This window comes from Klebsiella grimontii (genome assembly GCF_900200035.1).
Classification (GTDB): Bacteria; Pseudomonadota; Gammaproteobacteria; order Enterobacterales; family Enterobacteriaceae; genus Klebsiella; species Klebsiella grimontii.
On record NZ_FZTC01000015.1, the window covers coordinates 277,440 to 297,321 of the forward strand.

General features: G+C 53.2%; 19 protein-coding genes. 11 read left to right on the forward strand and 8 right to left on the reverse strand.

Features of this window, described 5'->3' with window-relative positions:
• Nucleotides 1-228: 228 nt before the first annotated feature.
• Nucleotides 229-1,338 (reverse strand): ABC transporter ATP-binding protein, encoded by a 1,110-nt coding sequence (locus KOSB73_RS08975; protein ID WP_004099610.1) that lies wholly within the window; start codon nucleotides 1,336-1,338, stop codon nucleotides 229-231.
• A gap of 353 nt (nucleotides 1,339-1,691) precedes the next feature.
• Here KOSB73_RS08975 and KOSB73_RS08980 point away from each other — a divergent pair, with 353 nt between their 5' ends.
• The 6 genes from KOSB73_RS08980 (at nucleotide 1,692) to KOSB73_RS09005 (ending at nucleotide 8,826) form a co-directional block, all read left to right on the forward strand.
• Nucleotides 1,692-2,924 carry a maltodextrin ABC transporter substrate-binding protein gene (locus KOSB73_RS08980; protein ID WP_004136030.1) on the forward strand — a complete coding sequence of 411 codons (1,233 nt, stop codon included), beginning with the start codon at nucleotides 1,692-1,694 and terminating at the stop codon, nucleotides 2,922-2,924.
• A gap of 56 nt (nucleotides 2,925-2,980) precedes the next feature.
• Nucleotides 2,981-4,288, forward strand: a complete 1,308-nt coding sequence (locus tag KOSB73_RS08985; RefSeq protein ID WP_004136032.1) for a carbohydrate ABC transporter permease — start codon at nucleotides 2,981-2,983, stop codon at nucleotides 4,286-4,288.
• Between the two features lie 10 nt (nucleotides 4,289-4,298).
• Entirely contained in the window at nucleotides 4,299-5,150 is an 852-nt protein-coding gene (locus KOSB73_RS08990; protein WP_004136033.1) for a sugar ABC transporter permease, read from the forward strand.
• 4 nt (nucleotides 5,151-5,154) lie between these two features.
• Complete coding sequence (locus tag KOSB73_RS08995) at nucleotides 5,155-6,357, forward strand: glycoside hydrolase family 53 protein (protein ID WP_098140400.1); 1,203 nt, start codon at nucleotides 5,155-5,157, stop codon at nucleotides 6,355-6,357.
• A gap of 31 nt (nucleotides 6,358-6,388) precedes the next feature.
• The gene (locus KOSB73_RS09000) at nucleotides 6,389-8,446 is read left to right on the forward strand and encodes a beta-galactosidase (protein ID WP_024359027.1); all 2,058 of its coding nucleotides are present in this window, start codon (nucleotides 6,389-6,391) and stop codon (nucleotides 8,444-8,446) included.
• A 65-nt stretch (nucleotides 8,447-8,511) separates the two neighbouring features.
• Complete coding sequence (locus KOSB73_RS09005) at nucleotides 8,512-8,826, forward strand: PTS sugar transporter subunit IIB (RefSeq protein WP_049131898.1); 315 nt, start codon at nucleotides 8,512-8,514, stop codon at nucleotides 8,824-8,826.
• Between the two features lie 123 nt (nucleotides 8,827-8,949).
• Here KOSB73_RS09005 and KOSB73_RS09010 read toward each other — a convergent pair whose 3' ends face one another.
• Nucleotides 8,950-10,221, reverse strand: a complete 1,272-nt coding sequence (locus KOSB73_RS09010) for a maltoporin (RefSeq protein ID WP_098140401.1) — start codon at nucleotides 10,219-10,221, stop codon at nucleotides 8,950-8,952.
• A gap of 269 nt (nucleotides 10,222-10,490) precedes the next feature.
• Here KOSB73_RS09010 and KOSB73_RS09015 point away from each other — a divergent pair, with 269 nt between their 5' ends.
• The 3 genes from KOSB73_RS09015 to ykgO all read left to right on the forward strand — a co-directional run bounded on the left by KOSB73_RS09015 (nucleotide 10,491) and on the right by ykgO (nucleotide 12,079).
• Nucleotides 10,491-11,564, forward strand: coding sequence for a LacI family DNA-binding transcriptional regulator (locus KOSB73_RS09015; protein WP_024359025.1), 1,074 nt, complete (start codon nucleotides 10,491-10,493; stop codon nucleotides 11,562-11,564).
• Between the two features lie 111 nt (nucleotides 11,565-11,675).
• The gene (locus KOSB73_RS09020) at nucleotides 11,676-11,939 is read left to right on the forward strand and encodes a type B 50S ribosomal protein L31 (RefSeq protein WP_004129897.1); all 264 of its coding nucleotides are present in this window, start codon (nucleotides 11,676-11,678) and stop codon (nucleotides 11,937-11,939) included.
• Nucleotides 11,939-12,079: a type B 50S ribosomal protein L36 gene (ykgO, locus tag KOSB73_RS09025; RefSeq protein WP_003859006.1), complete on the forward strand. Its 141-nt coding sequence runs from the start codon at nucleotides 11,939-11,941 to the stop codon at nucleotides 12,077-12,079. The genes KOSB73_RS09020 and ykgO overlap by 1 nt, the downstream gene beginning before the upstream one ends.
• Here ykgO and KOSB73_RS09030 read toward each other — a convergent pair.
• Nucleotides 12,076-12,774: a GNAT family N-acetyltransferase gene (locus tag KOSB73_RS09030; RefSeq protein WP_004136044.1), complete on the reverse strand. Its 699-nt coding sequence runs from the start codon at nucleotides 12,772-12,774 to the stop codon at nucleotides 12,076-12,078. The two genes, ykgO and KOSB73_RS09030, sit on opposite strands and share 4 nt — an antisense overlap.
• A 100-nt stretch (nucleotides 12,775-12,874) precedes the next feature.
• On the opposite strand from KOSB73_RS09030, the gene pdxR reads away from it, so the two are divergent.
• Nucleotides 12,875-14,329: a MocR-like pyridoxine biosynthesis transcription factor PdxR gene (pdxR, locus tag KOSB73_RS09035; RefSeq protein ID WP_098066517.1), complete on the forward strand. Its 1,455-nt coding sequence runs from the start codon at nucleotides 12,875-12,877 to the stop codon at nucleotides 14,327-14,329.
• Here the strand turns inward: pdxR and KOSB73_RS09040 are convergent.
• Complete coding sequence (locus KOSB73_RS09040; RefSeq protein WP_004136048.1) at nucleotides 14,304-14,774, reverse strand: YlaC family protein; 471 nt, start codon at nucleotides 14,772-14,774, stop codon at nucleotides 14,304-14,306. The two genes, pdxR and KOSB73_RS09040, sit on opposite strands and share 26 nt — an antisense overlap.
• A 20-nt stretch (nucleotides 14,775-14,794) precedes the next feature.
• Here KOSB73_RS09040 and KOSB73_RS31115 point away from each other — a divergent pair, with 20 nt between their 5' ends.
• Nucleotides 14,795-14,929 (forward strand): hypothetical protein, encoded by a 135-nt coding sequence (locus KOSB73_RS31115; RefSeq protein WP_223226911.1) that lies wholly within the window; start codon nucleotides 14,795-14,797, stop codon nucleotides 14,927-14,929.
• On the opposite strand, the gene maa is transcribed toward KOSB73_RS31115, so the two are convergent.
• The 4 genes from maa to acrB all read right to left on the reverse strand — a co-directional run bounded on the left by maa (nucleotide 14,901) and on the right by acrB (nucleotide 19,863).
• Entirely contained in the window at nucleotides 14,901-15,467 is a 567-nt protein-coding gene (maa, locus tag KOSB73_RS09045; protein ID WP_004136050.1) for a maltose O-acetyltransferase, read from the reverse strand. The two genes, KOSB73_RS31115 and maa, sit on opposite strands and share 29 nt — an antisense overlap.
• A 161-nt stretch (nucleotides 15,468-15,628) precedes the next feature.
• Nucleotides 15,629-15,847 carry an HHA domain-containing protein gene (locus KOSB73_RS09050; protein WP_004099646.1) on the reverse strand — a complete coding sequence of 73 codons (219 nt, stop codon included), beginning with the start codon at nucleotides 15,845-15,847 and terminating at the stop codon, nucleotides 15,629-15,631.
• A 26-nt stretch (nucleotides 15,848-15,873) separates the two neighbouring features.
• Entirely contained in the window at nucleotides 15,874-16,248 is a 375-nt protein-coding gene (tomB, locus tag KOSB73_RS09055) for an Hha toxicity modulator TomB (protein WP_004129911.1), read from the reverse strand.
• 468 nt (nucleotides 16,249-16,716) lie between these two features.
• A complete protein-coding gene (acrB, locus tag KOSB73_RS09060) occupies nucleotides 16,717-19,863 on the reverse strand; it encodes a multidrug efflux RND transporter permease subunit AcrB (protein ID WP_004848339.1) in 3,147 nt (1,048 codons plus the stop codon).
• Between the last annotated feature and the right edge of the window lie 19 nt (nucleotides 19,864-19,882).

Consider the following 19,882-nt stretch of genomic DNA (forward strand, 5'->3'; position numbering starts at 1 on the left):
TTATGGAGGGGTTCGATGAGTATACGCGAAAGATAAAAGAGGATTCACCACGGGGTAGAAAAAGGCCCGAACCGCAAGATAGCAACGAATTCGGGCTAACAGTGGATGAACCGCGACGCTCAAGGCATGAAGCGTCGCGGAGAAAAACGAGGGCAGGTATGCTGGCAATAAGCGTTGTCAGCACAGATTCATATTCTAAAGCGCAATCATGACAATCAGATGTTGCGTTTAATGAGCGTCCGGCGCGGCGATGTCGGCGCTAATCCGCAGGTCATTTTCGTCGAAGACCATGCAGTAGCGATCGTCGAACGCGACGCTGATTTTCTGCCAGGGACGGAAATGAACGTCGCCGGGCAGCAGAATTTTGACGTTATCGTGGCCGTAGCACTGGCCGAACAGATAGGTGTTGTTACCCAGTCTCTCGACGACTTCACATTGAAACTCAACCACGGTACCGATATTCACATCGGTTGAGAGATGTTCAGGACGAATACCGAGGGTAACGGCAGCGCCGGGCTGCAGCGGCGATGTGGTGATATTGAGCGTCAGATTGTGATCTTGCGCCATCTTGACGCTAAGCTGGCCCGGCTGCCATGCGGTGACCGTCGCGGGCAGGAAGTTCATTTTCGGCGAACCGATAAATCCCGCAACGAACTTATTGACCGGGTTGTAATACAGCGACATCGGCGAACCCATCTGCTCAACTTTGCCGTAGTTCATCACCACGATTTTATCGGCCAGCGTCATCGCTTCAACCTGATCGTGGGTAACATAAACCATGGTGGTTTTGAGTTCATGATGCAGTTTAGCAATATGCAGGCGCATCTCAACGCGCAGCTCGGCATCAAGGTTGGAGAGGGGTTCATCAAACATAAACACCCGTGGATTACGCACGATGGCGCGACCGATCGCCACGCGCTGGCGCTGGCCGCCGGAGAGCTGCTTAGGTTTGCGATCCAGCAGATGAGAGAGCTGCAGCGTTTTTGCCACCATTTCAACCTGGCGGCGAATTTCATCTTTTGGCACTTTATTCACCTTCAGGCCATAGCCCATATTTTCCGCTACCGTCATATGCGGATAGAGCGCATAGGACTGGAATACCATGGCGACGCCGCGATGGGCGGGAACGACGTCGTTCATGACCTCATCGCCTATCAGTACTTCACCTTCGCTCACCTCTTCGAGACCGGCAATCATTCGCAGCAGCGTTGATTTGCCGCAGCCTGACGGACCGACGAAAACCGCAAATTCGCCATCTTCAATATCAAGGTTTACCTGATGCAGCGTCACTGTACTGCCGAACCGTTTGGTGACATTCCTCAGTCGTATATTGGACATCAACATTCCCCGGGTTAGTAGCCGTTTTTGCCGTTGGGATTTGGGCTATGACGCGCTATTTGTATAACGTGTAACAATTCAGCCGAGCGATGCTCAACGACACTAAAATCATGTAGTGACTATAACTTCCAGAGTTTTAGCACCCTATATCGATGTTTCATTTCTGCAATCATGATCACACAACTGGCAGCTTTCAGTAGTTTTGTCAGCATTCAAAGCGTACCGTATAACAAATCAGGAATAACGGCATATTTGTTTATGAATCACCGTTTATCAGTTAACTGAAAGATTTTCGGAAGTCACATCGCCCAATAAAAACCATTAAATTGTTATACCTTCACATGAGGTTGATAATGAAAAAGAACACTCTTGCTGCACTGATCCTTACTACTCTGGCTGCCGGGCAGTTGGTGAGCCTGCAGGCGCACGCGGCCGGACAGCTCAACGTCTGGGAAGACATCAAAAAATCCGACGGCATTAAGGCCGCGGTAAATGATTTTGAAAAGCAGTTCAACGTTAAGGTGAACGTGCAGGAAATGCCGTATGCCCAGCAGTTGGAAAAGCTGCGCCTTGATGGCCCGGCGGGCATTGGCCCGGACGTGCTGGTGATCCCTAATGACCAGCTAGGCGGTGCGGTCGTCCAGGGGCTGCTGTCTCCCCTGACGCTGGACCAGGCGAAGCAGGAGGCCTTTACGCCGGCATCAATCAACGCTTTCCATATGGATAACGTGCTTTACGGCGTACCGAAAGCGGTGGAAACCCTGGTGCTGATTTACAACAAAGACCTGATCGACAAGCCGCTGGATAGCCTGCAGGCGTGGTTCGACTATTCGAAGAAGCAGCGCGAAGAGGGTAAGTACGGCCTGCTGGCGAAGTTTGACCAAATTTATTACAGCTGGGGCGCCATCGGTCCGATGGGCGGCTATATCTTTGGCAAAAATGATAAGGGCGGCTTCAACCCGCAGGATGTTGGCCTGAATAAGCCAGGCGCGGTCGAAGCGGTGACTTTCCTGAAAAAATTCTACACCGACAAGGTCTTCCCGGCGGGGATCCTCGGCGATAACGGGCTGAACGCCATCGACTCGCTGTTCACCGAGAAGAAAGCGGCAGCGGTGATTAACGGCCCGTGGGCTTTCCAGCCGTATGAAGCGGCAGGCATTCATTATGGCGTCGCGCCTCTGCCGACGCTGCCGGACGGCAAACCGATGAGCTCCTTCCTCGGTGTGAAAGGCTATGTGGTCTCGACGTGGAGTAAAGATAAAGCGCTGGCGCAGCAGTTTATCGAGTTCATCAACCAGCCGCAGTACGTAAAAGCGCGCTATGTCGCCACCGGGGAAATCCCGCCGCTGAAGGCCATGATTGACGATCCGCTGATTAAGAATGACGAAAAGGCCAGCGCGGTGGCGGTGCAGTCAGCGCGGGCGACGGCGATGCCGGGGATCCCGGAGATGGGCGAAGTATGGGGCCCGGCGAACGCCGCGCTGGAGCTTAGCCTGACCGGTAAACAGGAACCGAAGGCGGCGCTCGATAACGCAGAGAAGCAGATCAAGATGCAGATCGAAGCCATGCAGGCCAGCAATCAATAATCCGGTGATGTAACAGAACGGGAGGGGCATCCTCCCGTTTTCAGAAGGAGTCGTGTGTGATTATCAATCCCAGCGAAAATATTGCCGAAGCGCGCGGCGCAGGACGCCATGCGTGGTGCGGCCTGTTGCTGGCTATCGTGCCGGGTTTTGGGCAGTTTTATCACCGCCAGTGGCTGAAGGGGATCGTCTTCCTGGTGCTGCTGAGCAGTTTTATGAGTATTTTCTATGACTTTCTCAGCGAAGGCCTGTGGGGGTTATATACCTTAGGCGAGGAAGTCCCGCGGGATAACTCTATTTTCCTGCTGGCGGAAGGGATAATCAGCGTACTGATTATCGCATTCGGTGTGTTGGTCTATTTCCTCTCGCTGCGCGACGCCTGGGTTAACGGCAAAAAGCGCGATGAAGGCGTGGCGCTGAATAGCGTACGCAAGCAGTATCAGATGCTGCTCAGCGAGGGTTTCCCGTATCTGATGATCACGCCCGGCTTCATACTGCTGGTGTTTGTGGTCATCTTCCCGATCCTGTTTGGTTTTGCTATCGCCTTTACTAACTACAATCTTTACCACACGCCGCCGGCGAAGCTGGTGGATTGGGTGGGATTCAAAAACTTCATCAACATCTTCACATTATCCATCTGGCGTTCGACCTTCTTTGATGTGCTGCAGTGGACGGTGGTGTGGACGCTGCTGGCGACGACCCTGCAATGTACCGTCGGCGTGCTGCTGGCGATTCTGGTCAACCAGAAAGATCTGCGCTTTAAGCCGATGATCCGTACGATTTTCATTCTGCCGTGGGCGGTACCGGGATTCGTGACGATTCTGGTTTTTGCCGGCATGTTCAATGATTCATTCGGGGTGATTAACAACGCCATTTTGTCCTTCTTTGGCATCAGTCCGAAGGCGTGGCTGACCGACCCGTTCTGGACCAAGACGGCGCTGATCATGATGCAGACCTGGCTGGGTTTCCCGTTTGTTTTCGCCATGACCACCGGCGTCCTGCAGGCGATCCCGGACGATCTGTATGAAGCGGCCACCATGGATGGCGCCAGCGCGTTTACCCGCCTGCGGACCATTACTCTGCCGCTGGTGCTCTACTCTATTGCGCCGATCATCATCACTCAGTACACCTTCAACTTTAACAACTTCAACATCATCTACCTGTTCAACAACGGCGGGCCGGCGGTAGCGGGGTCGAATGCCGGCGGTACGGATATTCTGGTGTCGTGGATCTACAAATTGACCATGTCGTCTTCGCAATACGCTATCGCGGCGACCATCACGATCCTGCTGTCGATTTTTGTCGTCGGCCTGGCGTTGTGGCAGTTCCGCGCCACGAAATCCTTCAAAAACGACGACATGGCGTAAGGGAAGCAACATGGCTAAATCACCGAGTATTAAACGCGAAAAGTGGATTCGCTTGTCACTCACCTGGTTAGTGGTCATCTTTGTGTCGACGATGATTATTTACCCGCTGGTCTGGACGGTAGGGGCGTCGCTGAACGCCGGGAACAGTCTGCTGAGTACGTCGATTATTCCTGAAAACCTGTCGTTCCAGCATTACGCGGATCTGTTTAACGGCAATGTGAATTATCTCACCTGGTACTGGAACTCGATGAAAATCAGCTTCATGACCATGGTGTTGACCTTAATCAGCGTGAGCTTCACCGCCTACGCGTTTTCGCGCTTTCGTTTCAAAGGGCGGCAGAACGGGCTGATGTTATTTCTGCTGTTGCAGATGATCCCGCAGTTCTCGGCGCTGATTGCGATCTTTGTTCTCTCTCAGCTGCTGGGGCTGATCAACAGCCATCTGGCGCTGGTGCTGATCTACGTGGGCGGCATGATCCCGATGAATACCTGGCTCATGAAGGGCTACCTGGACGCGATCCCTAAAGATCTGGATGAGTCCGCGCGGATGGATGGCGCCAGCAGCTTCCGCATCTTCTTCGAAATCATTATGCCGCTGTCGAAGCCGATTCTGGCGGTGGTGGCGCTGTTCTCGTTTACCGGCCCGCTGGGGGATTTCATCCTTTCCAGCACCATTCTGCGTACCCCGGATAAGTACACGCTGCCGATCGGCCTGTATAACCTGGTGGCGCAGAAAATGGGCGCCAGCTACACCACCTACGCGGCGGGCGCGGTGCTGATTGCCGTGCCGGTAGCGATTCTCTATCTGGCGCTACAAAAATACTTTGTTTCCGGCCTCACCTCTGGCAGTACAAAAGGATAACCCCATGAAAAGATTAACACCCGCGTGGCTTGCTGTTTCTCTGGCATGCTGTTTCTCCGCCAGTACGCTGGCAGCGGACGCGCTACAAACCAAAGCGTTTAGCAACATGCCCGCTGATTTCATTAAAGGCGCGGATATCTCCACGCTGCTGGACGCGGAAAAGCATGGCGCAAAGTTTTTTAACCACAATAATCAGCAGCAGGATCCGATCGCGATTCTGAAGGCCGACGGCGTGAACTATGTTCGCCTGCGCCTGTGGGTCGATCCAAAAGACGCCCAGGGTCAGCGCTACGGCGGCGGCGATAACGATCTGGCGGCGACGCTGGCGCTGGCGAAGCGGGCAAAAGCACAGGGGATGAAGCTGCTGCTTGATTTTCACTACAGCGATTTCTGGACCGATCCCGGCAAGCAGTTCAAGCCGAAGGCCTGGGAGAAAATGGATTATCCGCAGCTGAAAACCACCATTCATGACTACACCCGCGATACGATTGCCCGCTTTAAGCAGGAGGGCGTACTGCCGGATATGGTGCAGATCGGCAACGAGATCAACGGCGGTATGCTGTGGCCGGAAGGCAAAAGCTGGGGGCAGGGCGGCGGCGAGTTCGATCGCCTGGCGGGGCTGCTTAATGCCGCCATCGATGGCCTGAAGGAAAACCTCACCGCCGGTGAGCAGGTTAAAATTATGCTTCACCTGGCCGAAGGCACGAAAAACGACACCTTTCGCTGGTGGTTTGATGAAGTCAGCAAGCGCAACGTGCCTTACGACATTATTGGTCTGTCGATGTACACCTACTGGAATGGCCCGATTAGCGAGCTGAAGGCTAATATGGATGATATCAGCAAGCGCTATAACAAAGACGTGATTGTGGTAGAGGCCGCTTATGCCTATACCCTGGAAAACTGCGACAACGCCGAAAATAGTTTCCAGGCAAAAGAGGAAAAGGATGGCGGTTATCCTGCCACCATACAGGGGCAATATAATTATATTCACGACTTAATGCAGGCCGTTGCGGACGTACCGGGCCACCGCGGTAAAGGTATTTTTTATTGGGAGCCGACGTGGATTGCCGTGCCGGGAAATACCTGGGCGACGCCTGCCGGAATGAAATATATCCACGATGAGTGGAAAGAGGGGAATGCCCGGGAAAATCAGGCGCTGTTTGATTGCCAGGGGAAAGCGTTGCCGTCGATGAAGGTATTTAATTAATTATTCAGCTTTAAACTTCAGGATGTTTATTATGAAAAAATTTGCGCCTTTGAGTCCGAAGGTCAATGCGCTATTGCATGGCGCCGACTATAACCCGGAGCAGTGGGAGAACTATCCCGATATTATCGATAAAGATATTGCCATGATGCAGCAGGCAAAATGTAATGTCATGTCGGTAGGAATATTTAGCTGGGCGAAACTTGAACCTCAGGAAGGCGTATTTGAGTTTGGCTGGTTGGACAGTATCCTGGATAAACTGTATGCCGCCGGAATTCATGTCTTTCTCGCGACCCCAAGCGGCGCGCGCCCGGCGTGGATGTCGCAAAAGTACCCTCAGGTCCTGCGCGTCGGTCGCGATCGCGTGCCTGCGCTGCACGGTGGGCGTCACAACCACTGTATGTCGTCGCCGGTCTATCGTGAGAAAACCCTGAAAATTAACACCCTGCTGGCGGAGCGCTACGCGCAGCATCCGGCGGTGCTGGGCTGGCATATCTCCAATGAGTATGGCGGCGAGTGCCACTGTAGCCTGTGCCAGGAGCGTTTCCGCGACTGGCTGAAAGCGCGCTATGAAACGCTGGATAATCTTAATCACGCCTGGTGGAGCACCTTCTGGAGCCACACCTATAGCGACTGGTCGCAGATCGAATCCCCGGCTCCGCAGGGGGAAGTCTCCATTCATGGTCTGAACCTTGACTGGCATCGCTTCAATACCGCTCAGGTGACGGATTTCTGCCGCCACGAAATTGCGCCGCTGAAAGCGGCGAATGCTGAGCTGCCAGTGACAACCAACTTTATGGAGTATTTCTACGATTACGACTACTGGCAGCTGGCGCCGGCGCTGGACTTCATCTCGTGGGACAGCTACCCCATGTGGCATCGCGATAAAGATGAAACCACGCTGGCCTGCTACACCGCCATGTATCACGATATGATGCGCAGCCTGAAGGGCGGAAAACCGTTTGTCCTGATGGAGTCCACGCCGAGCGCGACTAACTGGCAGCCGACCAGCAAGCTGAAAAAACCGGGAATGCATATTCTCTCTTCTCTGCAGGCGGTAGCGCACGGGGCTGACTCGGTACAGTATTTCCAGTGGCGTAAGAGTCGCGGTTCGGTAGAGAAATTCCATGGCGCAATTATCGATCACGTCGGTCACCTGGATACGCGCGTGGGCCGTGAAGTGACTAAGCTTGGCGAGATGTTAAGCCAGCTGCCGGGCGTGGTGGGCTGCCGGACGGATGCGCAAGTGGCGATTATCTTTGACCAGCAAAACCGCTGGGCGCTGGATGATGCTCAGGGGCCGCGTAATCTCGGGATGGAGTATGAAAATACCGTCAACGAGCACTATCGTCCGTTCTGGGAACAGGGGATTGCGGTAGATATTATTGATGCCGACGTTGACCTGAGCGCTTATCGGCTGGTCATTGCCCCGATGCTATATATGGTTCGCGACGGCTTTGCCGAACGCGCGGAAGCGTTTGTGGCCAACGGCGGCCACTTAGTTACAACATACTGGACGGGAATTGTTAACGAATCGGACCTGTGCTATCTCGGCGGCTTCCCGGGTCCGCTGCGCAAGCTGCTGGGCATCTGGGCGGAAGAGATTGACTGCCTGAACGATGGCGAACGTAATCTGGTACAGGGGCTGGCGGGCAATGAAGGGGGGCTGCAGGGGCCGTATCAGGTACGCCATCTGTGTGAACTGATCCACGCCGAAACGGCGCAGCCGCTGGCGACCTACCGCGATGATTTTTACGCGGGAAGACCGGCGGTCACCGTCAATCACGTAGGTAAAGGCAAGGCCTGGCACGTCGCTTCGCGCAACGATCTGGCTTTCCAGCGGGACTTCTTCAGCGCCATAAGTAAAGAGCTGGCGCTGCCGCGCGCGGTGGAGGCCGATTTCCCGCCGGGCGTGGTGGCGACCGCGCGCACGGACGGTGAGACTACTTACGTGTTCCTGCAAAACTACAGCGCGCAGCAGCAGCAGGTGACCTTACCGCATGGCTATCAGGATACCCTCACCGGCACGGCCCTGAACGCGCCGTTGATCTTAAAAGCATGGGATTGCCGCATCCTCAGTCGTCACGCGTAATTTCTCTCTATCCGCGCCTGCTCCTGCGAGCAGGCATTTTTTTATCTGCTTATCAGGAGTCTATTATGGTGAGTTTAAAATCCTTTCTGAATTACTTCTCCCCGTCTCGTCCGGCGGTAACGTTAAGCCCTGCGGAACAACAACAGATTGAACGGTTAATTCAGGCTTTCGGCGGTGAGGAAAATATCATCAACGTTGACGCCTGTATTACCCGCTTGCGCGTCACGGTGAACAATCTGTCGATTGTTGACTCTCAGGGACTACAGCAGCAGGGCGCGCTTGGCGTGATTATTCTTGGGCAGCAGGTGCATGCTATTTTCGGTAAGCAGTCGGATGCTTTGCGACAATTACTTGACGAACACTTTGCCAGCCGTAAATAAAATAAAACGGGATAACGCAATAATGGGTTATCCCGAAAATAAAACAAAGCATTCAATGGCAATAATCATTACCGGAGGGTAATTAACGACCTTACAGTTGGAGATAAAACAGTTTAGCTACTCTTACCACCAGGCTTCGACCTGGACACCAAAGTTCCACGTATTATTGGCAGTTTGATCTTCGAACGGTTTACCATTTTCTGAGTCATTCAGATAAGAAGCGAAAATACGCAGTTCCGGGCGAGACATAAAGTCAGGGCCATCGGCCAGGCCCAGCGCGATGGTGTATTTCTCACCGGCCTGCTTATAGTCCGTATTGTTCTTGTAGCTATCTTTTTGGTAAAAACCGCCTACTTCGCCAATCAGGCGTACATATTCGGTGAACTGATACTGTCCGCGAGCTACCAGCGACAGCATGCGCGTTTTATCCGTGTAATCGGTGATGTTGTCCGCGGAGCCCCAGGTCAGAACGTGGTTAATAGAGAATTTTTCGGTGATCGGAATTAAACCGGTATTGATCACCCGATAGCCGGTGGCGTCATTGACGTAGTTCCACATGTCATACCAGCCGCCGCCCTGGGAAACCATGTTCTGCGCCAGCCCTTTGTTTGCGTACTGCAGCACCGTTTTGTTGTAACCGCCCAGCATATCCTGGCTGATTTCACCGGTTAGCATGACGCCGTTTTCTGCATCATACAGGCCGCCGTAGGAGTCCTGCTTTTTGGTGGTGTTAGGCATCGCGTAGTCGATACCAAATTCGGTCCACGACCCGGCCCATGGCTTCCAGCCTGCGTAGCGCAGGTCAAGGTAGTTAATATTCACGTTGCTGTCGCCGTCGACGCGGTAGTCAACGTCATTCGCGTCGCCGCGGATCCAGGCAAATGAGACGGCGCCAGGGCCGAGGGTATAGTTTTCGATCCCGGCGCCGGATCCGGAAATGTTCCAGTATTTGGTATCAATGATGTGCAGATCGTGGCGCTGGTAGTAGCGTTTACCGCCCCAAATGACCGCGTTCGGATCGCCGGGGACCAGCCCTTTAATTTGCAGGTTGAGCTGGCGCAGGCCGAACTGCGCATCATCATCGAGCGTGGTTTCGTTATCGTTCGAACCGTCTGAAACCATGCTGACCATGCTATCGAGATAGAAGCTCACGTCATTTTTCTTGTAGACCTCCGAGCCCAACTCCAGCTCGCCGTAGGTATCGGACTCGTTACCCAGACGGCCAATTTTGTTTTTTTGCCATTCGGCCTGACTACCGTCGCTGGAGACCCCAACCCCGGCGCGCATATAGCCATGAAAATCGATACCCGGAAGCGTGGCGGAAGCAGCAAACACGGATGGTGAAATCAGCGCAGCGGCCAACGCAGCGGAGAGTGTGCGCAGCGTAGTGTTCATGTCTATCCTCTTATTGTTTTGTATTACGTTCACATAACCGATGTTATAAAATGCCTAAACCAAAATTCAGGCAATTGAATGATCGCTATAGTGTGATTAACTGCAAATAAATTAGCGGGTTTTGTTACGAGTGGTGAGTCCATTCACAATTTGTTGTATTGTGAGCGTAATACTTTTAATGCTGATTGTTGTTCGGGGGAGGCGGCAATGAGCGTTTTTTTACATTGCCCCTGTTACAATTCAGGGATAACAACATAAGGAACCGGACCATGAAGTCTAAAAGCGCGACCTTAGAAGACGTTGCTCGCCATGCGGGCGTCTCCTATCAGACCGTGTCCAGGGTACTCAACAAATCTGCTAATGTATCCAAAGCCACGCGCAGCAAGGTGGAGAAATCCATTGAGGAGCTACGCTATGTCCCAAACCGCCTGGCGCAACAGCTGGTAGGCAAGCAAAGCCGTACCGTGGGCCTGGTTACGATCTCCCTCGCATTGCATGCGCCTTCCCAGGTGGCCGCGGCGGTAAAACGCTATGCGAATGTGGAAGGTTATCAGGTGCTCATTTCAATGATTGATGAGAGCGTCAACCAAAGCATTCAAGATTCCATTAATGAACTTAAGTCTCAACTGGTGGATAAGGTCATCATCAACGTGCCGCTGGAGACTGATCAGGCTCAGAAAATTGCCGCTGATAACGATGATATCGTTTGTCTGTTTTTAGATGTCGATCCCTATAGCTCTGTGTTTAACGTTTCGTTTAACCCGGCGGACGGCACCCGAGCCAGCGTCAAATATCTCTATGAAATGGGGCATCGGGAGATAGCGCTGTTGGCCGGTCCGGAAAGCTCGGTATCGGCCAAACTGCGTTTGAAAAGCTGGCTAGAAACCCTCGAAGGTTATGGCCTACAGCCGGTCACGGTGATTCGCGGTAACTGGGATGCGCAGAGCGGCTATGCCGGCGCGCTGCAAATGTTGCGGGAGACGCCAAACTTTACCGCCGTTTTGGTGGGGAACGATCAGATGGCGCTGGGCGTGCTTAGCGCGTTTCACCAGCATCAGGTACCGATCCCGGGGGAAAAGTCGGTTATTGGTTATGATGATACCTATGAAAGTTCGTTCTTTTACCCGGCGCTAACCACCGTTTCGCTGGATCTTGACTTACAGGGAAAAGAGGCCGTTCGGCGCCTTCTCGATAGCGGCGATAACGAAACCTCCCATACTTCTTCTATTCTTCCGGCCCGTCTGGTCGTGCGCCACTCTACCGGGCCGAAAACGGAGCCCGGCAAAGACCTGCAGTCTATTGCCGAACAGCTCAGGGCCCTGGCGCATCGGCTGAGCCCTTAATCCGTAACGGGCGGCCTGTGCCGCCCATAATCCTTCTCATTCTCAGGGTTGATCTTTAGACTCGCACGGCGTACGATATTGTTATGTTATAACATAATGATTGAGGTCGCTATGAAACCCAATATTCATCCGCATTATCGTACGGTGGTTTTTCACGACACCAGCGCTAACGAATTCTTTAAAGTCGGTTCAACGATCCGCACCGAGCGTGAGATTGAGCTGGATGGCGAGACGTATCCCTACGTGACGCTCGACGTCTCCTCCAAATCGCATCCGTATTACACCGGTAAACAGAAGGCCTTCAACAACGAAGGCAGCACCGCACGTTTCCGCCAGCGCTTCGGCGGCTTTATTGATGCGAAGAGGAGCAAATAATGCAGGTACTCAACTCACTACGTAGCGCGAAACAGCGCCACCCGGATTGCCAGATCGTTAAACGAAAAGGGCGGCTGTACGTTATCTGCAAAAGCAATCCCCGCTTTAAGGCCGTACAGGGCCGCAAGAAAAGACGTTAACGGAAGCTCTCCAGCGTTCGTAACTGCTGGCCGTCGGCGCTAAAGTTGTCGGCGGCCAGCCATTGCCGCATTGCTCTGTCAATCTGTGGCCACTCGGAATCGATAATCGAAAACCAGTCGGTATCGCGGTTGTGGCCCTTTATCACCAGCGCCTGACGAAAGCGTCCCTCATACTGAAACCCCAGCCGCAGTGCCGCCCGGCGTGAAGGCTCGTTCAGGCTGTTGCATTTCCACTCGTAGCGACGATAGCCGAGCGTAGCAAATACGTAGTGCATCAGCAGCCAGTGGGCCTCGGTTGCCATCGCCGTCCGGCTCAACAGAGGCGAGAAGTGAACGTGGCCGACTTCAACAACGCCATTTTTGGCATCGATTCTCATCAGCGCCAGTGAGCCGATGGGCTGGTCTGTCTGCTGATCTATCACCGCAAAGTGAATGGGGTCGGCCTGCATGGCCACGCTCTCTATCCACGCGCGATATTCCTCGACGCTGTTATCCGGCTCACGCAGCAGCCATGTCCAGCTTCGCGTATCCGGGGCCAGTCGATGGGCGTCAAACAGCGCACCGGCGTGCGTGGAGCGCAATGGCTCAAGCCGGCAAAGGCGACCCTGCAGGTTCAACCTCTCGGGATGCTGACGGGGCTGCCAGTCGGGCAGGGCAGCGCCAACGGGCTGATCGAATTGATTAAGATGGCTCATGGGGGTTTCCTTTGTGGGCGAATGCCATGAGATTAAGCACTTGTTGGTTCCATAAAAAGTGCCATAAGAGTATGTTTTTATGGTGCCACGAGGAGCGGTGATGAATATTCCGGATGATGCTTTTTTTACTTTACTCGAGCAGGCCCTGCGCGGTAAAGGAAGTGAAACCCTACAGCGTACCCTCTATCAGCAACTGCGCGAGGCTATTTTGCAGGGCACGCTGGCGGGCGATAGTCGTCTACCCGGTTCGCGCGCCATGGCGCAGCATCTGGGGCTGTCGCGCAATACCATCAACAGCGCGCTGGAGCAGTTGGCGATAGAAGGATATCTATTGCGTAGTCGCCAGGGGACGTACGTCGCGCCCTTGAGGTCTCAGGGAGAAGGGGACATTGAGGCGCGCGTTATTGTGCTCCCTGAATATTTACAGGGACTGCCGGCAGCAATTCACCGTGATTCGCCCACGCTGCTCTTTACGCCGGGAATGCCTGCGGTTAATTACTTTCCACTTTCCATCTGGCGTCGACTGCTCGATCGGGTACTGCGCGAAGAGGCCAGCGCATTACTGGGCTACGGCGATGCGCAGGGAGAGCTCGTACTGCGAAAAGCCATTGCCCGGCACCTCGCGCTCTCCCGGGGGATCCGCTGCGAAGCCAGCCAGATTGTGATTACTGAAGGGGCGCTGGAAGGCGTCGATTTATGCACGCACCTGCTGAGCGTAGCCGGCGATAGGGCATGGGTGGAAGAGCCCGGTTATCCGGGAGCAAAAAGCATCTTTCTCAAATCAGGGCTTCATATAAAGGGCGTACCGGTTGATCGTGAAGGAATGCGTTTTGATACCTCTGATGATAGCGAAGCGCCGCGATTGATCTTTACTTCACCTTCACATCAGTACCCCTGCGGAGCCGTAATGAGCGCCGGGCGACGACTGGCGTTACTGGAATATGCCCGCCGGTATGATTCGTGGATTATTGAGGATGATTACGACAGCGAATTTCGCTATAGCGGCGAGCCCATTCCGGCCATGCTGGGGATGGCGAAGCACGGGCCGGTGGTTTATCTGGGGACGTTCAGCAAAACGCTGTTTCCAGCGCTGCGCATCGGTTTTATGGTGATGCCTCCCGCGCTGGCGGACGCTGCACAAGGCGCCATTGGGGCGCTATTACGCGGCGGGCACCGGGCTGAACAGAAGGCGCTGGCGTTGTTCATTGAAGAGGGGCACTACGCACGTCATTTGGCCGCCATGCGCCGTTTGTACCGCAAACGCCAGCAGCAGCTGCGGGACGTCCTTGCTCAAGAACTTAACCATCCTTATGAACTCTTGGGCGGCGAGGGGGGCTTGCACCTGACCGTCGCTATCGACAACGTGGATGACCAGGCGATTGCGCAGCAGGCCCGGCGGTTTCAGCTGGCGCCCGGGGCATTAAGCCGTTTTTATCTTGATGCAAAAACGGCGCGAAGCGGGTTGGTTCTGGGCTACGGAAATACGTCCGCCTCACATTTTATTGCTGCGGTACGGACGCTCAATCGTCTTATTGCGCAGAACCGACGCGAGTAAGGGAAAACACATCGTAAAATGAGAGTTCGCCTTTGGTGGCGATCATTTTTTGTAGCTGCGCCTTCTGATCGCGACCGACGCGTGGCGATTGCAGAATGCGTTCGAGCAGTTGTTCAGGGACAAACCGGGTGTTATACCATTCGCCGTTGTAGCAAACGCGAAAATCAAGAACGTCGATATCTTCATAACGATAGCGCGGATAGACGTCAAAGAAGAAGAAACCGTTTAGCAGAACAAATAACACGATTAACAGCCAGACAGAATCCACCAGCGTTTCGGAACGAAGCATCACAATAAGCGTGGCCAGGAAAGCCGCGTACATGGCGACAAAAAGCCATGGGTGATTGCGAATAAAGCTAATGCTAAAGCGCGGACGATTGTCGCGCTTCTCTTTCACATTAAGTTCATCAATGGTGCTTTTTAGCAGCAGCTGTATTTCTGTCATCTTATTCCCCAAATTCTGCCATGAGCCCGTATGCAGGCGTGACAAACCGGGCTCAGCCTGGGGGGTATTTTATGTTGCGTAAATCCAGGGGGAAAGTAACAGATTGGTTGCAGAAAAGCATAACAGTTACCGTTTTTCGCTCTCCAGCATTTTGATAATCCGTGCCGGGTTTCCGCCGACGACGGCGTTGGCTGGCACATTTTTCACTACCACGGAACCTGAAGCCACCACGGCATTATCGCCGATAGTCACGCCAGGATTAATGACTGCCCGGCCGCCAATCCACACATTATGCCCGATGGTGACGGGTTTTCCGTACTCCTGACCACTATTGCGATCGACGGGGTCAAGGGGATGCGTGGCGGTATAAATATGTACGCCCGGCGCCAGCATGCAGTTATCCCCAATTTGAATCGGACAGACGTCCAGCATGACGCAATCAAAGTTCGCGTAGAAATTTTTGCCGAGGGAGATATTGTAGCCGTAGTCGCAGCGAAAAGTGGGTTCGATATACGCATCGCTCGCGTGCCCAAGCAGTTCAGACAATAATGCTTTTCTTAATTCATGTTCTTCAGGCGCCGAATGATTGTAGCGGTGCAACAGTTGCCTGGCCCGCAGGCGATCGGCTTTCAACGTGGCGTCACCTGCCAGATACAGTTCGCCGGCAATCATTTTTTGTTTCTCTTCACTCATGGACGCTTCCCCTATTTCCTTATCGTCAGGCCGCCATAGTATAAAAAGAAACCGGTTTCATCTGTGCATTAAGCCAACATCTGTGAGCACTATCACACTTATTATCATCACCAAAGCGGGGCGTTTTCGACACGAGATGTATGACTTTCATTTGAAATAAACTAGCGGATAAATTTCCAGACTGAAGGCGGGATCTTGTCATACAGTTTATTCATCGTCAGTTCGGCAAGACGATGGTCGGCCGCTGAGTAAAATACCGCCAGTTCATTATCGGAAAGTTCATATTTATTTTTTTCAATTACGCGCTCCAGCGTATCAATTGTCTGACAGCGTCGTAAGCGCATCAAATAGTCTATTTTGGTTAATGTTTTATCAGACATAAATTCACCTTTTGATTGTAATAATACTAACAAGAAAGACTGGCCGGGTTTTCCCGACTGGCGTTGACAAAGCAGCGGAATAACCGATTGCCAGATTTGCGCCATTTCTGCAGATCCGCACTGTTAATGCCGTAGTTGCTGAACAAGACGAAAGTGTCATCCAGATATTCGTCAATCTGAGTAATCAGCTTATTATCCTCAGCATACTTAATTTTATAATTAAGCGCGAACGCGGCAATGTGCTCGATCAATTCATTAAGTTGAAGATTGACAGCCGAGGTCGGGTCATTAACCCAGCCGTGGTTGCTCTCTTCCAGGTTTGCAAGACAGTCATGATACAGGGTTTCGCAGAGAAATTTAAGCTGCGCAATATCATGTCTTTTTGGCGAGTATTCGTCCATAACGCATCCCCTTTTGAGTGGTTTAAACGACCGTTGTGGGATGAACACGACTAACAGACCTGACACATACATTGTAATCTTGCTGTTTAACTATAATCCACTCTTAAAAAGATTTCATCGTGCTATTACGAAAAATTACAATTATCAGCGTCCATTTATCTTCGATGCCTCGGTCTTTATTATATCGTGCCGTTACCCCGATCGGTAAAAACGAACACTGACCTTATATTTCATCAAGTTAGCCGCTGCGTTTTGCCGTTATACGAAGACAACCATACATAAAGTCAGTGATTGAGAATATTCTGAGTTAGGGTAAACGGGAAGGAAAGTCGCAGAGAAAAAACGGAGATAAGCACCACGACTCATCATTAAATATTATATCTCAGGTTATAAAATAAACAATAACAATCCGTGCGCTTTAAATCAGAGAAAAGAAAAGGGCCGCGTATGCGGCCCTGTGAAGAGAGATTAATGATGCTCAACCGGATGGCTGTGCTCAATATCCTCATTTTTCTTACTAAAGCGGCGACGCACGACCACGAAGAACACCGGCACGAAGAAAATCGCCAGAACCGTCGCGGTCACCATCCCGCCCATTACGCCAGTACCGACGGCGTTCTGCGCGCCGGAGCCTGCGCCGGAGCTGATAACCAGCGGCATTACCCCAAGGATGAACGCCAGCGAGGTCATCAGAATCGGACGCAGACGCATACGAACGGCTTCCAGCGTTGCTTCAATCAGGCCTTTGCCTTCTTTATCCATCAGATCCTTGGCGAATTCAACGATAAGTATCGCGTTCTTCGCCGACAGGCCGATGGTGGTCAGCAGGCCAACCTGGAAGTAAACGTCGTTGGTCAATCCGCGGAAGGTGGCAGCCAGCAGTGCACCCACAACCCCCAGCGGAACGACCAGCATTACCGAGAATGGGATCGACCAGCTTTCATACAGCGCAGCCAGACACAGGAAGACGACAATCAGCGAGATGGCGTACAGCGCAGGTGCCTGGTTGCCTGACAACCGTTCCTGGTAAGACATGCCGGTCCAGTCATAGCCAATGCCCGCAGGCAGTTTACCCGCCAGCTCTTCCATCAGGTTCATCGCTTCACCGGTACTCTTACCCGGTGTCGCCTGGCCGAGGATTTCCATCGATGGCAGACCGTTGTAACGCTCCAGACGCGGTGAGCCGTATTCCCAGCGCGAAGTTGAGAAGGCGGAGAAGGGCACCATCTGTCCATCGCTACCGCGTACGTACCAGTTACCGATATCTTCCGGCAACATACGGTATTTCGCTTCAGACATGATATACACTTTCTTCACACGACCGCGGTCAATGAAGTCGTTGACGTAGCTCCCACCCCATGCTGCGCCAAGCGTCGTGTTAATGTCGCTGATAGACACGCCGAGAGCCTGCGCTTTTTCCTGATCGATATCCACTTTGAACTGCGGAGTATCTTCCAGGCCGTTTGGACGAACGCCGCTTAAGACGTCAGGATGCTGCGCGACCATACCAAAGAGCTGGTTACGGGCCTGAGTCAGTTTTTCGTGGCCCAATCCTGCCTGGTCGATCAGCTGGAAGTCGAAGCCCGTTGCGGTACCCAGTTCAACAATTGCCGGCAGGTTAAAGGCGAAGACCATTGCGTCTTTAATCTGCGAGAAATAGCCCATTGCGCGCCCGGTAATCGCTTCAACTTTGTTCTCTTCGCCTGGACGCTGGCTCCAGTCCTTCAGAGAGACGAACGCGATGCCGGTGTTCTGCCCACGACCCGCGAAACCAAAGCCGTTAACGGCGAATACCGATTCAACGTTGTTTTTCTCTTTGGTGAGATAGTAATCAGTCATCTCATCCAGAACTTTCTGGGTACGCTCCTGAGTTGCGCCCGCTGGCAGCTGCGCCATGCTCAGGAATACGCCCTGGTCTTCGTCCGGCAGGAACGAACTCGGCAGACGAACGAACAGCCAGGCCATGCCGACAACGATGATCAGATACAGCACCAGATAACGACCGGTACTGCGCAGGATGTTGCCTACGCTATCGGTGTAGTGATGCGTGCTCTTATCAAACATGCGGTTAAACCAACCGAAGAAGCCGGTGGTTGCGCCATGGCTGCCTTTTTGGATGGGCTTCAGCATCGTGGCGCAGAGCGCCGGGGTCAGAATGAGTGCCACCAGTACCGACAGCGCCATCGCGGAAACGATAGTGATCGAGAACTGACGGTAAATCGCACCGGTAGAACCGCCGAAGAAGGCCATCGGGATAAACACCGCGGAAAGCACCATCGCGATACCCACCAGCGCGCCCTGAATCTGGCCCATTGATTTCCGCGTGGCTTCCTTCGGCGGTAGCCCTTCTTCGGCCATCACACGCTCGACGTTTTCCACCACCACGATGGCGTCATCCACCAGCAGGCCTATGGCGAGCACCATACCAAACATGGTGAGCGTGTTTATCGAGAAGCCGAACAGCGCGAGGATAGCGAACGTCCCCAGCAATACGACCGGCACGGCGATAGTCGGAATCAGCGTTGCGCGGAAGTTCTGCAGGAACAGATACATGACCAGGAACACCAGAATGATTGCTTCAACCAGCGTTTTCACCACTTCGTGAATGGAGATCTGCACGAATGGCGTGGTGTCATACGGATAAACAATCTTCAGGCCTGAAGGGAAGAAAGGCTCCATTTTCTTCAGTTCGGCACGAATGGCGTTGGCGGTATCCAGCGCGTTCGCGCCGGTCGCTAATTTAATACCCAGACCAGAGGCGGGCTGACCGTTAAACTTCGCGATAACGTCATAGTTTTCACCACCCAGCTCAATCTTCGCGACATCGCGCAGACGCACCTGGGAACCGTCCTGGTTAACCTTCAGCAGAATGTTGCCGAACTCTTCAGTATTGGTCAAACGAGTCTGCGCCACGATGGAGGCGTTCAGCTGCTGGCCTTTCACCGGCGGCGTACCGCCTAACTGTCCTGCTGCAACCTGGGCGTTCTGCGCTTTCAGGGCGCTGATAACGTCAACCGGCGTCAGCTGGAAGTTATTCAGCTTGTTCGGATCCATCCAGATGCGCATGGCGTACTGGGAACCAAACAGCTGCACGTCACCGACGCCGCTGGTACGGCTAATCGCATCCTTCATGTTGGCGGCGACATAGTCAGAAATGTCATCCTGATTCATGGTGCCGTTGGTATTGATAACGCCGACAACCATCAGGAAGCTGCTGGATGCCTTTTCAACGCTGATACCCTGCTGCTGAACTTCTTGCGGCAGCAGCGGTGTCGCCAGCGCCAGCTTGTTCTGCACCTGTACCTGGGCAATATCCGGATCGGTACCGGATTCAAAGGTTAGCGTAATGGTTGCTGTACCGGTGGAGTCGCCATTAGAAGACATGTACATCAGGTGATCGATACCGTTCATGTTCTGTTCGATAACCTGGGTCACGGTGTTCTGCACGGTTTCAGCATCGGCACCGGGGTACATGGCTGTAATGGAAATTGCCGGCGGCGCAATCGTCGGATATTGCGCTATCGGCAACTTGAGGATCGACAACCCCCCAGCCAGCATGATGATAATGGCGATCACCCACGCAAATATGGGGCGATCGATAAAGAAATTAGGCATGTCTTAACGGCTCCTGTTT